14 protein-coding genes are annotated in these 13,707 nt (G+C 49.7%); all 14 read left to right on the forward strand.

Translation table 11 applies throughout. The features are described 5' to 3' along the window. Nucleotides 1–8 precede the first annotated feature (8 nt). From flhA to ACETK5_RS06905, 14 genes are read left to right on the forward strand one after another with little or no spacing between them, the layout of a single operon-like run. Complete coding sequence (gene flhA, locus ACETK5_RS06840) at nt 9–2,042, forward strand: flagellar biosynthesis protein FlhA (protein ID WP_100538061.1); 2,034 nt, start codon at nt 9–11, stop codon at nt 2,040–2,042. After that, nucleotides 2,039–3,478, forward strand: a complete 1,440-nt coding sequence (gene flhF / locus ACETK5_RS06845) for a flagellar biosynthesis protein FlhF (RefSeq protein WP_326112958.1) — start codon at nt 2,039–2,041, stop codon at nt 3,476–3,478. Before flhA ends, flhF begins: the two co-directional genes overlap by 4 nt. Continuing rightward, nucleotides 3,475–4,365: a MinD/ParA family protein gene (locus tag ACETK5_RS06850; RefSeq protein WP_326112960.1), complete on the forward strand. Its 891-nt coding sequence runs from the start codon at nt 3,475–3,477 to the stop codon at nt 4,363–4,365. The genes flhF and ACETK5_RS06850 overlap by 4 nt, the downstream gene beginning before the upstream one ends. A gap of 39 nt (nt 4,366–4,404) precedes the next feature. After that, nucleotides 4,405–5,742 (forward strand): protein-glutamate methylesterase/protein-glutamine glutaminase, encoded by a 1,338-nt coding sequence (locus ACETK5_RS06855; protein WP_394054770.1) that lies wholly within the window; start codon nt 4,405–4,407, stop codon nt 5,740–5,742. Nucleotides 5,743–5,765: 23 nt separating this feature from the next. Beyond that, nucleotides 5,766–7,835, forward strand: coding sequence for a chemotaxis protein CheA (locus ACETK5_RS06860; RefSeq protein ID WP_326112962.1), 2,070 nt, complete (start codon nt 5,766–5,768; stop codon nt 7,833–7,835). 50 nt (nt 7,836–7,885) lie between these two features. Continuing rightward, nucleotides 7,886–8,347 (forward strand): chemotaxis protein CheW, encoded by a 462-nt coding sequence (locus tag ACETK5_RS06865; protein ID WP_071220099.1) that lies wholly within the window; start codon nt 7,886–7,888, stop codon nt 8,345–8,347. Between the two features lie 36 nt (nt 8,348–8,383). After that, complete coding sequence (locus ACETK5_RS06870) at nt 8,384–8,977, forward strand: chemotaxis protein CheC (protein WP_251035541.1); 594 nt, start codon at nt 8,384–8,386, stop codon at nt 8,975–8,977. Then, a complete protein-coding gene (locus ACETK5_RS06875) occupies nt 8,970–9,467 on the forward strand; it encodes a chemotaxis protein CheD (protein WP_100538055.1) in 498 nt (165 codons plus the stop codon). The genes ACETK5_RS06870 and ACETK5_RS06875 overlap by 8 nt, the downstream gene beginning before the upstream one ends. A 3-nt stretch (nt 9,468–9,470) precedes the next feature. Beyond that, nucleotides 9,471–9,872: a hypothetical protein gene (locus ACETK5_RS06880; RefSeq protein WP_100538054.1), complete on the forward strand. Its 402-nt coding sequence runs from the start codon at nt 9,471–9,473 to the stop codon at nt 9,870–9,872. Nucleotides 9,873–9,887: 15 nt separating this feature from the next. Continuing rightward, nucleotides 9,888–10,676 (forward strand): FliA/WhiG family RNA polymerase sigma factor, encoded by a 789-nt coding sequence (locus tag ACETK5_RS06885; RefSeq protein WP_071220103.1) that lies wholly within the window; start codon nt 9,888–9,890, stop codon nt 10,674–10,676. Nucleotides 10,677–10,706: 30 nt separating this feature from the next. Continuing rightward, on the forward strand, nt 10,707–12,116 hold the full coding sequence (locus tag ACETK5_RS06890; protein ID WP_326112964.1) for a DUF342 domain-containing protein: 1,410 nt from the start codon (nt 10,707–10,709) through the stop codon (nt 12,114–12,116). A gap of 59 nt (nt 12,117–12,175) precedes the next feature. Continuing rightward, nucleotides 12,176–12,487, forward strand: coding sequence for a hypothetical protein (locus ACETK5_RS06895; protein WP_100539451.1), 312 nt, complete (start codon nt 12,176–12,178; stop codon nt 12,485–12,487). A gap of 25 nt (nt 12,488–12,512) precedes the next feature. After that, the gene (locus ACETK5_RS06900; protein WP_394054774.1) at nt 12,513–13,028 is read left to right on the forward strand and encodes a DUF6115 domain-containing protein; all 516 of its coding nucleotides are present in this window, start codon (nt 12,513–12,515) and stop codon (nt 13,026–13,028) included. After that, a complete protein-coding gene (locus ACETK5_RS06905) occupies nt 13,025–13,627 on the forward strand; it encodes a hypothetical protein (protein ID WP_394054776.1) in 603 nt (200 codons plus the stop codon). The genes ACETK5_RS06900 and ACETK5_RS06905 overlap by 4 nt, the downstream gene beginning before the upstream one ends. Nucleotides 13,628–13,707 lie beyond the last annotated feature (80 nt).

The raw sequence follows: 13,707 nt of genomic DNA on the forward strand, positions 1-13,707 counted from the left end.
TCAGTGCAGTGAAAATAAAAGATCTATCTGTCCTTGCGGGTGTCATTGGCATCGTACTCATGATGATTCTTCCGATCCCGGTATGGCTGCTCGATGTACTCCTGATTATCAATATCTCGCTGGCGCTTATTATTTTGCTGGTGGCCATGAATACGAAGGAAGCCTTGGACTTCTCCATCTTCCCTTCCTTACTGCTCATCACGACACTGTTTCGTGTAGCGCTTAACATTTCGACAACGAAGCTGATCCTGTCGGAAGCTAATGCGGGTGAGGTTGTAGCCACGTTCGGTAAATGGATAGCGAATGGCGAAATTGCGGTTGGATTCATCGTCTTTTTGATCCTCGTTGTCGTACAGTTCATCGTCATTACCAAAGGCTCGGAGCGGGTTGCCGAGGTTGCGGCAAGATTTACGCTCGATGCGATGCCTGGTAAACAGATGAGTATCGATGCGGATCTGAACGCAGGTTTGATCAATGAGCAGCAAGCCAGGGAGCGCAGAAGAAAAATCGAGCGGGAAGCCGACTTTTACGGGGCTATGGATGGTGCAAGTAAATTCGTTAAGGGTGATGCCATCGCCACGATTGTCATCATGCTGATCAACCTGATCGGCGGATTTATCATCGGGATCTCGATTCATGGAATGTCATTTGGAGACGCGATGAGCACATATTCCATCCTGACAATCGGGGACGGATTGGTCAGTCAGATTCCGGCGCTTCTAATTTCCACTGCAGCGGGGCTGATTGTTACAAGAGCTTCTTCGGAAGGGAACCTGGCGGAGGATCTGACAGGGCAGCTCTTCTCATACCCTCATCTATTGTACATTGTTTCAGGTACCGTTCTGTTGCTAGGGATTTTCACACCCATTCATCTGATTACGACCGCACCGATTGCACTCGTTTTATTTATTGCGGCGAGGAGGATGCAGAACAATCTGGACCGCAAGCAGGTCGAGGTGGAGCAACTGGAGGAGGAACAGCAAATCGAAGAGGTTCGAAGTCCGGAAAGCGTGATCAACCTGCTGCAGGTTGACCCGATCGAATTCGAATTCGGGTATGGGTTGATTCCGCTCGCAGATGCGCAGCAGGGTGGAGACTTATTGGACCGGATCATTATGATTCGGAGACAATGCGCACTTGAGCTGGGACTCGTCGTACCGGTTATCCGGATTCGCGACAATATTCAACTAAAACCGAACGAATATGTCATAAAAATAAAAGGGAATGCTGTCGGCGGCGGTGAATTATTATTAAATCACTATCTTGCCATGAGCCCTGGGTACGAGGATGATTCCGTAACGGGGATCGAAACGACCGAACCGGCTTTTGGGCTACCTGCTCTTTGGATAGATGAAGCCATGAAAGAGCGAGCGGATCTTGCGGGCTATACCGTTGTCGATCCACCGTCCGTTGTGGCTACCCATTTGACCGAGTTAATTAAGAGACATGCCCATGAGCTGATTGGACGCCAGGAGACCAAGGCATTGGTTGACAACATTAGAGAAAGCTATCCGGTCCTTGTGGATGAGCTCATTCCTTCCGTGCTGACCATTGGAGAAGTGCAGAAGGTATTGGCTAAGCTTCTCCGCGAAAAAATCTCGATCCGGGACATGGTCACGATTCTTGAGACGCTTGCGGACTATGGACATTACTCGAAAGATCCCGATGTCCTTACCGAATATGTAAGACAAGCCCTCTCGCGCCAGATTACCCAGCAATATGCTCAAGAGGGAGAGGCCATGCGGGTCATCACGGTTGGACCACAGCTGGAGAAGAAGATCGCCGAAAGCGTCCAGCAGAGCGACCAAGGAAGCTATCTTGCCATGGACCCGGCATCGACACAGAGTGTGTTTCAGAAGCTCAGTGAACAGGTTAACCGGATCATTCAGATGGGACAGCAGCCTGTTCTGCTTACCTCACCGGCCATAAGAATGTATTTAAGGCAGGTCATTGAACGAAGCATGCAGGATATTCCGGTGTTGTCCTATAGTGAGCTTGAGCCGAACGTCGAAATTCAAAGTGTCGGAGTGGTGAACTTATGAGAGTGAAGAGGTATATCGTCGACACGATGCCTGAGGCGATGCAGCACATTCGTACCGATTTGGGTGCGGATGCCGTCATACTGAGTACAAAGGAAACCAAGGTAGGCGGATTCCTAGGGATGTTTACCCGTAAGAAGATCGAGGTGATCGCGGCAGTAGAACAAGCGGAGAAATCCAAAGGTTCTGCTCCGATAAAGTCCAAAGTTACGCCTTCTGTACCTTCTGGTGCCGTACCCAAGGCATATCAACGAACAGCAGAAATTTCGAAGCCAGGTTCACAGACTTCCACGAGTTCTGTGAATAACACGGATACAGCTTCCGGCGTACAGCATGAGGACGACTATAGTCGTTTTGCAGAGATTCTCAGCCAGGTTGCAGCTTCCGAGGAGACGGTTGACAGGCAAAAGGACGAATTGGACCACGCGCAACAGCCTGCTGCAGCTGCAAAAGCAGCGATGCGAAGCGATCAAACGGAAACAGCAGTGTCTGTTGAATCTGTTAAGTCATCCCGTGGGAGACAGGAGGAGCCTTTAAGTTCCCGTCTGGGGATTAGCGAATCCGAACAAAGAGTCCTTGAAGAGCTTAAGGAAATGAAGGAATGGATTGCGCGATTATCCAGGCAAAATCTTGAAGCGCAGCATCTTCCCGAGCCGCTGCAAAGCATTCGGGATCAGCTGCTCAAGCAGGATCTTTCAGCCAAGCTGACGGAAGAGTGGCTCACAGCCGCGGAGGAAGCCTGGAAAGCTAATCATATGCAGATGAGCGAGGCCGAGCTCCAGAACGTGATTTACAAGCAAGCCGAGGCGTTCCTTGAGGGTCGTATCGGCGGCGGAGTTCAGCCCGAGACGCGGATTGTGTATATCGCCGGACCGACAGGGGTCGGCAAGACAACCACGATCGCGAAGATCGCTGCAGAGCAGCTGTTCCGTAACCAACGCAAGGTAGGTCTGATCACCTCCGATACGTATCGGATATCTGCCGTTGAACAGCTGCGTACCTACGCATCCATTCTCAATGTGCCGATGGAAGTTGTGCAATCGCCTGGTGATATGCAGCGGGCCCTTCAGAAGCTGCAGGATTGTGATTTGGTGTTAATGGATACAGCGGGTCGGAACTACCGGAATGAGCTGCTCGTTTCCGAGCTTCAAAGTTTGTTCTCCCATTCCGATCAAAGCGAAACCTATCTGGTGCTCAGCCTGACTTCCAAGAGCAGCGATATGATCGAAATCGCGGATCATTTCAGCAAATACGAACTCGATAAGGTCATTTTCACGAAGATGGATGAAACCGGAAGCTACGGCTCCTTGTTTAATCTGATTGATGCCCATAACCTTCGCTTGTCCTATATGACCAATGGTCAAAATGTGCCGGATGATCTGTTGATGGCCGACAGTGAGCGGTTATGCCATCTGCTGCTGGGAGAGATTCGTACATGACGGATCAAGCTCATTCGCTTCGCCAGCTGGTTTCTTCCCAGCAGTCAGGGAACAGCGGTATGGCAACATCTCCAAGAACTGCCAAGATTATAACGGTCAGCAGCGGAAAAGGCGGGGTTGGCAAATCCAATTTCACACTGAATTTTGCACTGACTTTGCAGTCGATGGGCAAAAAGGTATTGGTGTTTGATGCCGACATCGGGATGGCAAACATTGACGTTCTTATGGGTGTAAGCTCCCGGTACAGCCTATATCATCTCATTCGCCGGGAGAAGAGCATTGAAGAAGTGATTCAGTACGGGCCGGACAGGCTTCCCTACATTGCTGGAGGTTCCGGTTTGGCGGACATGATGTCCCTATCGGAAGACGAGATGGATTATTTTATATCCCAGATTGAGCGTATTGCTTCCGAGATGGACTATATCATCTTTGATACAGGAGCCGGCTTATCCAAGGAAAATATGAAATTCATTACGTCCGCTGATCAATGCCTTGTCGTCACGACGCCGGAACCGACATCCATTACGGATGCCTATGCCTTAATCAAGGTGGTGCACGGCACGGAATGCCAGGTTCCGTTCAGCCTGATTGTCAATCGTGCGGGTGATGAACAGGAGGCTCGGGAAGCTGCTAACAAAATCATTTTGACGGCCCAGCGTTTTCTGGATATCGACATCAAGCTGCTCGGTTCGATTGCCGATGATACGCATGTTGTCCAGGCGGTTAAGCGGCAGGTCCCGTTCACAGCGGCTTATCCGCGATGTAACGCTTCTAGTGATATCAGACGGATCGCGCTCCGCTACATGACCGTTCCTGCTGCCACAGAGCCGGAAGCTCCGAAGGGAATCAAAGGATTTATGCATCGGTGGCTCAAACGTACGAAATGATTCTTTGCTTGGATTAATGGAAAACTGAGGTGGACATCTATGAAGCCTTTTCGTGTGCTTGTCGTTGACGATTCCGCATTCATGAGGAAAATCTTTTCCGATTTCATCGAGCGCGACCCCTCTTTTCAGGTTGTCGGAACAGCTGATAACGGGCTTGATGCCGTTCGGAAAGTAAAGGAATTGAATCCGGACGTCATTACACTGGATGTAGAAATGCCGGAAATGAACGGCCTGGATGCTCTGAAATTAATTATGGATTCGGGCCCCCGTCCGGTCATTATGTTGTCTGGCATTAATGAGCAAGGCATGAAAGAGACCATTCTTGCCCTTGAGGCAGGAGCATTTGATTTTATACGAAAGCCTTCCATTTCTAATGCGCTTGATATTGAGCAGGTGCGTTCAGAACTAATGAAGCAACTGAATGCGGCGATGCAGGCTAAACAGCGGAGGGCATTGTGGGAAGAAGAAGAGCAGAGACGACGGAGCGCGGACATAACGGTTCCTCTTTCGCCAAAGCCTTCTGACAAAACGCTGAACAAGAAACCGCAGGTGAATGAGACTAAAACGACGGTCAGCGAGACTGACCAACGGAGCAAACTAAAGGATTCACCTCGTAAGCCGTCATCACGGACTGTTGAGAAGAAGGTGTCTACTGCTACGGAAGGAGCAGAGCCCTCTGGATCAAAGAGAAAACGTGCAGATCGTAAGCCGGTTACGGACTTAGCTCCAGTCGTGCTTCCAGAGAACGAGAGTCGTCAGCGCCATGAAGCAAAGATACCGCAGTCAACGGATTTGACGGATTTGGTTGCGGTGGGCTGTTCGACCGGCGGGCCAAGAGCATTGAAGGCTTTTCTCGAGCCCATTCCCGGTGACTTCTGTGCCCCGATTGTCATCGTTCAACATATGCCGCCGAGTTTTACCAAATCGCTTGCACAGCGCCTGAATTCATTCAGCCAGCTGGAGGTCATGGAAGCAGAACAAGGGATGGTATTGGAACCAGGCAAAGCCTACATTGCCCCGGGAGGCAGCCATATGAGGGTTTACCGCTCGGACAGCGGCACTTACCAAATTAGGATAAGTGAGGATGAGACCCGCAACGGTCACCGTCCATCTGTAGATGTGCTGTTCGAATCCCTGCTGCCGTTGACCATGATCAAGCGTCATGCGGTACTGATGACCGGCATGGGAAGCGATGGAGCGAGAATGATGAAGAAGCTTTACGATACAGGGGTGACATCGACCTATGCGGAGAGCGAGCAAACCTGCGTCGTATACGGGATGCCGAGATCAGCTGTTGAGCTCGGATGCGTAAGCCACGTTCTGCCACTTCATGATATTGCACCTAGAATGGTTCAAGCTGTAAATAACGGAAAGTGAACTTGAAGAGGAGGTGTCTCTCAATGGACATGAATCAATATTTGACAATGTTTATTGATGAGTCAAATGATCATCTGCAATCATTAAATGAAAACATGCTTCAATTAGAAAGCAACCCGGACGATATCGGGATCGTACAGATTATTTTCCGATCGGCTCATACGCTCAAGGGTATGGCAGCAACGATGGGATACGAAGATCTGGCTTCGCTTACCCACCAGATGGAAAACGTGCTGGATCTTGTCCGGAACGAAAAGCTAAAGATGCAGGATTTTATCTTTGACACGCTCTTCAAAAGCTTGGACGCTCTTGAATCGATGGTGCAGGATATTACCGAAGGCGGGGACGGGAAAGCGGATGTTTCCTCTATCGTGGCTTCCTTGCAGTCGATTGTACGTGGAGAAGGAGCTTCGACTGGCGGTGGTGCTGCCGAAGGGGATAACTCCGTTGTGGCCGTCCAGGGAATTGAATTGGATGAGTTTCAATTCTCCGTGCTTGATCAATCGATTTCGGAAGGACATAAGGTTCTATATATACAAGTGACATTGCGAGAGGATTGCCAACTCAAGGCGGTTCGTGCCTACATGGTATTCGAAACGCTGGAAAGATCCGGAGAAATTGTCAAGACGTATCCGGACGTTCAAGAGATTGAACAAGGTGAATTCGATCGCGTATTTTCGTTGTATTACATAACACAAAGAGAAACGCAAGACATTGAAAGCCAGATTCTTGGCGTTTCGGAGATCGAGACTACTACGGTTGTGGCGCTCGATCATGAATCATTGCAGCAAATGGTTCAGGAGAGCGCGGCTACAGCAGAAGCTGTTAAACCGCAAGTTTCAGAGGCAGCTCCAGCGGCAACGGCTTCACCGGAAGCCAAGAGTACTTCTGCACCTGCCAAAGAGTCCAAGGCACCTGCCCGAAATGCAGGGGGAGGTAATCCTTCGAGAACGATACGGGTTGATATTGAGCGGCTGGATGTATTAATGAATCTGTTCAGTGAACTGCTGATTGACCGGGTACGGCTAGAACAATTGGCCAGTGAGTCCAAGAATCAGGAACTGACGGACACCGTTGAGCATATGAGCCGCGTGAGCAGCGATTTGCAGAATATCGTCCTGAAGCTGCGCATGGTCCCTGTAGATACGGTGTTTAATCGTTTTCCTAGGATGGTACGGGACCTTGCCAAAACATTGGACAAGAAGATTGATTTGATTATTACCGGGGCTGAAACGGAGCTGGATCGTACGGTTATTGATGAGATCGGTGATCCGCTGGTCCACTTGCTGCGGAACTCGGCAGACCATGGCGTCGAACCTGTAGCCGACCGTATCGCTGCCGGTAAACCGGAGACCGGTACCGTGCACCTGCGTGCGTTCCATAGCGGCAACAATGTTTTCATTGAGATCGAGGATGATGGACGCGGTATCTACCGTGACAAAATCCTGAAGAACGCATTGGCAAAGGGCGTTGTTACGGAGGCTGAAGCAGCGACCATGACCGATGACGAGGTCAATCAACTGCTATTTGCACCGGGATTCAGCACCGCAGAGAAAATCTCGGATGTATCAGGCCGAGGCGTTGGGCTTGACGTTGTTAAATCCAAAATCGTTGCTCTGGGCGGTAACGTCACCATCTACTCGACACCGGGAAAAGGCACGAACTTTTCGGTTCAGCTTCCATTAACGCTGTCTATCATTGCAGCTATGCTGATTCGGATGGGATCCGAAAAATATGCAATTCCGCTTTCCTCCATTGTTGAAACGGGCATCATCAAGCGTGGACAAATCAAACATGTTCACGGCAGCCGCATGATCCAGTTCCGGGAATCGCTGATTCCGGTCATCTCGCTCAGCCGTCTGTTTGAAGTTCCGGATTTTGACGAAGAGCTGGAAGACGAAACAGAGATCGTTGTAATCCGCAAGGGGGATCGTTTGGCGGCACTCACCATCGATGATTTTATCGGACAGAGTGAAATCGTCATTAAAAATCTGGGTAAATATCTGCCTGCTATCCAGGGGGTATCCGGAGCAACCATCCTAGGAGATGGACAAGTCGCTCTTATCATTGACGCAAATGCATTTATCAAATAAAGGGTTGCTATTACGCACGGCAGGCCACACATTTTGAAGGAGGACTTATCATGGGAGAAGAAATCAAGGTTATAGTCTTTAAACTTGGCGAGGAAGAATACGGCATCGAGGTAGACAAGGTTCAGACCATTGAGCGAATGATGCCCATTACGCGTGTTCCCAAGACCTATGCTTTCGTAAAAGGGGTTATTAATCTTCGAGGCGTTGTCATCCCCGTTATTAATTTGCGCGGCCGTTTTGGATTGGACGAGGTTGAAGCAACCGATCAAACGCGGGTTATCATCGTAGCGGTCAATGACATGCAGGTAGGCTTTATCGTGGATTCCGCCAGTGATGTAATCGATCTGAATACGGACAGCATTGACTCTCCACCTGAGGTGGTCGGCGGAATTAAAGCGAAATATCTTCGCGGTGTCGCGAAGGTAGGAGAGGAGCGCCTTCTCGTTATGCTGAATCTGTCCGAAGTGCTGAACAAGAGTGAGATTATTCAGCTGGAAGGCCTTGAGGAGTAGACAGTGGAGCTGTTTAAGCATGGCAAGGAAATCAAAATGGATGTTTTGAAGGAAGTAGGAAACATCGGAGCGGGCAATGCGGCAACCGCCCTCTCCCGCTTGCTTAACAAACCTATTGATATGGCTGTTCCAAAAGTTCAACTCCTGCCGTTTGAACAGATTGCTGAAAGTGTAGGGGGGAGCGAACAACTCGTTCTTGCCGTATTTTTAAGGGTCGAAGGCAGTGCGCCGGGCAATCTCTTCTTTATTATGAGTCCGGAAGCCGGGAAGAATTTGCTGCAGAATCTGGCGGGATTTGAAGTTTCGGATGAGGAGCAATTCTCCGAGATGGAGCAGTCCGCATTATGCGAGATCGGAAACATATTGTCAGGCTCGTACTTATCGTCGCTCGCGGATTTGACCAATCTGTCCATGACACCTACGGTGCCGGCTCTCGCAATGGATATGGCTGGCGCCATCTTAAGTTATGGGCTTCTGCAGTTCGGAGAAATGGGAGACGATGCCCTCTTAATCAACACGACGTTCCTAGAAGGGCAGAACGAGGTGGAAGGCCAGTTCTTCCTGATACCTGATCCACAATCATTTGCTCAAATTTTCGAAGCTTTAGGAGTGCCTTTAGAGCATGATTGAAGAACAAAGCATAGTGAAAGTAGCCATGGCGGATCTGAACGTCGCAGGTCCAAACGGTATTTTGCGAACAACGGGACTCGGCTCGTGCGTCGGACTGACGTTGTATGATCCGGTGACGAAGATTGGTGGAATGGCGCATGTGATGCTTCCATCTTCGGCGATCGCCAGAGAAGGGCAGCTGAATCTGGCAAAATACGCCGATACGGCTCTTCCGATCCTGTTGAACAAGATGAGGAATTTGGGTGCTTCTCCGGCACGTATGGTAGCCAAAATGGCAGGGGGAGCTCAAATGTTTGCTTTTGCCGGATCCGGTGACACCATGCGCATTGGACCTCGTAATGTGGAGTCTTGCAAGGCTGGGCTCGAGCAGATGGGGATTGCGCTAATTGCCGAGGATACCGGAGGAAATTATGGAAGAACCGTTGAGTTGGACTGTACAACGGGTAAGTTTACAATACGAAGCGTACAAAAGGGCATAAAGGAATTGTAGCTAATGGGAAAACTCCGTTTTTATCTGATGACTGGAATTGCCGGGTTTGTGTTCACATTTATTTTCTCCATACGTAACAATCTGTGGATGACTAGCATGTATCGGGCTCTCATTGCATGTGCGATTTGGTTTCTCCTGGCGTTCCTGTTGAATTGGATGTTTGCTGCCATTACGGGTCCGCGAGCCGCTGTTCAAGGGGACGCCGACACGCAGCGGGAGCAAAACCGAGGAACTGTTCTTGATTTATCCACGCCTGATGAGGATCGGGAATTGATGGATTTAATCCATTCCGAATCCAGCAGCAAAGAGAATGGAGACTTTGTACCGCTAAATCCTCCTAAGCTGGTTTCAACGAAAGAACCCGAAGAACTGGCCAAGGCCGTTCGTCACCTTACGGAAGAATAAGGAGGGTGAAGGCAATTGGACGAACGTAAAGCTTCTGTGCTAAATCATGCGGATTTATGGAGCGCATGGAAGGAAGATGGAGACCATGAAGCGAAGAAGAAACTAATCGAATATCATTTGCACATCGTTGACTATGTTTCAAGCCGTTTGGCCATCGGTCTTCCGAAGAACGTTTCTAAGGGAGATTTGGCCAGCAATGGGGTAATGGGTCTGATTGACGCTATCGAGAAGTTTGATTACAAGCGAGGGCTGCAATTCGAAACCTATGCTTCTTGGCGTGTGCGTGGGGCCATACTGGACTCGCTGCGTCAAGGGGACTGGGTGCCTCGTTCCGTCCGCGAGAAGGCGAAGAAGATTGAAACTGCATATCAGCAGTTGGAACAGAAGTATTTACGCAGCGTCAGTGATTCCGAGATGAGTGATTACCTTGACGTGACCGAGAAGGAATTCCGGCACATGCTGCAGGAAGTAGCGGTCATGACATTGACATCTCTGGAGGATCCGATCCGCGAGGAGGAGTCTGAGACCCGAATGTCGCTCCTGGTTGATGAGAAAGCGAAGAATCCGGATCACAAGGTCCATGAATTTTACCTGCGAGAAGCCCTGATGAAGGGTATCGGTAAATTAACCCCGAAAGAGCGGACCGTAGTTTCCTTATTATATTATGAGGATTTATCACTCAGTGAAATTGCTGAAGTGATGTCGCTATCACCTTCACGAATATCTCAGCTTCATTCCAAAGCGATATTGAGACTTCGGGGCGCGCTCGATAAAGATCGGGATTTGCTGATGCAAAACGATTGACGCTTGCCATTTATGAAGGGGGTTCCTGGATTGTCTGTAGATTATGCATTGGATCAGTACTTTAGCGTTACGCTATCGGATGACAAGGTCGTCGCCTATATACAGTTCACCAAGTGGGAGAAGGATTTCTCTTGCTCTGTAGAAGATCTTGAGCAATTTCTGAGAAGTCATGATGTACGATATGGACTTCAACATGATACGTTGCGGCGAATCGCAGATCATGCGGAGGAATATCAATATAGTAGAACGCCGATTGCCATGGGAACGGAACCTGTGCACGGACAGAACGGCAGAATCGAATTTACCGTCAGTTTTGGGAATGAGACGAATCTGAAGCCGCTGGAGATCGAAGATGGCAAAGTGGATTATAAAGAAGTGATTCGTTTAAATAATGTAAAGAAGGGGCAGCTGCTTGCCAACCGAATCCCCCCAACGAAGGGAGTCCCCGGAACAGCGGTAACCGGAGAGGAGATTCCGAGCAAACCGGGAAAGGAAGCTCATTTCAAGGTTGGGAAGAACGTTGTTGTTAACGCGGAGAAAACCGCAATGTACGCTGCGCTTGACGGACTCCTCACCAAAACGGAAAAGGGAAAAATCAATGTGTTTCCGGTATATGAGATTAACGGGGATGTTGATTACAGTATAGGCAATATCGACTTTGTCGGTACGGTGGTCATTCGCGGCAATGTGCTTACCGGTTTCAGAATCAAGGCAGCAGGAGATATCCGAGTCACTGGCTTTGTGGAGGGAGCCGAGCTGGAGGCTGAAGGTTCGATCGATATATCCGGCGGAATCATCGGGTACAACAAGGGTTATGTAAAGGCGGGTCAGGATGTCAAAAGCTCGTTCATCCAGGATGGAAACGTCATAGCCGGAGCTAGCGTATTCGTCTCGCAGAGCATCATGCACTCCAATATCCGGGCGGTTCAGAATATCGAATGCAACGGTATGAAGGGCCTTGTGGTAGGCGGCATTTTGCAGGCGGGGGAAAAAGTGGTTGCCCGAACGATCGGAAACAGCATGTCGACGGCTACCGTAGTTGAAGTTGGTGTGCTGCCCGAGCTGCGGAATGAACTGGCAGATCTTAGAGCTCAATTGAAGCAGTCATTAGAAAGTATGGACAAAACCGATAAAGCGCTTTATCTTCTGAATCAGTTAGCATCCTCGGGTCAATTGTCTCCAGACAAGTTGGCGCTGCGAATCAAGCTGAATGCGACCAAGAAATCCAACATGGCAGAACAAGCCGATATAAAGGATAGAATGCTGGAAATCGAGAAGATGCTTGAGGATACCGGCAAAGCAAGAGTGAATGTGGTAAAGACGATCTACGGCGGAGCCAAAATTGTCATAGGGCGGTATACCCGCTTTGTTAAGGACCCCACGCAGCGGGTTTCTTTTTACTATCATGAAGGGGATATCACCATGGTGCCGCTCTTGTAGGGATAGAACATACGTGTTAAATGCTTGTGGACATGATCCTATATCATGAGGTGATTCCATTGAGTTTGAAATCGGTTGAGATGCAAATTGCGGTCCCCAGAACCAATGAAGCGGGCAAGATGCATAATGAAACCCAGCAGCGCCCGATGAATGATCAGACGCTGCTTGCGGGTGAGTTAAACAAGAACAGCCGTGCGGAAGCTCAGCGAAGCACGGAAGTGAGTGAGACGGCGGAAACAGCCGTGCGCGATGACGGGAGTCGTCAATCCTCTGAGCAGCAGCAAGGCCGGGGAACGGCGGAATCGGGCGAGATCGTGGAGCAGCCGGCAGAGCATCCCTATAAAGGCAAAAATTTCGATGTTTCGCTCTAGATAATTTATAGGCACAAAGGAGTTAATGGATTTGAAACCATGGATATATATCGTGCTGCTTGGCATTGCCGCCGTGCTGTATGCTTTTATGCTGCCGAAACGCCGTGAAGAGGCCGTGTCCAGCGAGCGGGTTGTCAAAGAAGTGGAGAACACGCTTGAAGGATATATGGCGGAAATCCAGAACGAGAACGAACAACTGGTGGAACTGGTTAGTCAGATGAAGAAAGAACTTGATGCCAAGCAGCAAGCACATCAAGAGCAGGTCAGTGATTTGCGGCAGCGCATGCTGGCCATGGAGCAGAAAATGACCGATTCGCAAACGCGAATTCGAACGGCGGAAGAGAAGCTGGCGCAAGCCGCTGCAGCGGCTTCCGAGGTTGAACCTGCACCTCCTGTCCATTCCATCAAATCCAGATACACGGAGCTGTTTGATCTATATGAACAAGGAAAGTCCATCGATATGATTGCCAAGACCACGGGTCTTCAGCGAGGCGAAGTTCAACTTATTATCCAGTTGGCCAAACAGGAGGAATCCGTGTGATCAAGAACCGTACATTTATGATGGGCCTGGGGAGCGGTCTCGTGATCGGCGCGGTGCTGCTTCAGCTGATGTGGATCGGTCAAGGCACCACCGCAGCAACGACGGAGGAATTAACGAAGGAGCAGCTGATGGCTGCAGCGGAAGCCATGGATATGCAAGTTTTCGAAGGCTCGGAAGAACTGTTGACAGCGGAGCAGTGGGAAGAGAAACGGCTTTCTGATGGCGCTGGTGAGTCCGAAGGAGCCGATCCTGTACTGAAGGCGGGGACGGAAAAGCCGGAAGCACCGCAGCAGCCGGAGAAACCTGAAACAGGCGTGGATAAGAAACAGGAATCTCCCCGGGTGACGAATCCGGCGGAGCCGAAAACACCGGCCAAAGCGGAAGCGCATATTAAAGTAAACATTCAATCCGGAAACAATCTCAGTGATGTGGCAAACAGTCTTTTGAATGCTGGCGTCATTGACAACAAACAGGCATTCATCACTAAAGCTACCGAGAATAAAATCAATACCAAGATCCTGAGCGGTACATACTCGTTCACGGCAGGCGAGAGCTACAATTCGATCATCACGAAGATCACTACAAAACCCTCCAACTAGCACTTCGGTTGAGAGTGGTTTTTTTCTTTGCGGGATCTGCGTGCAGCCGTTGATAGAATGGACCTGGTCAAGCACACAAA

The sequence above is a fragment of the Paenibacillus ilasis genome (assembly GCF_043195395.1).
GTDB lineage: Bacteria > Bacillota > Bacilli > Paenibacillales > Paenibacillaceae > Paenibacillus_AQ > Paenibacillus_AQ lautus.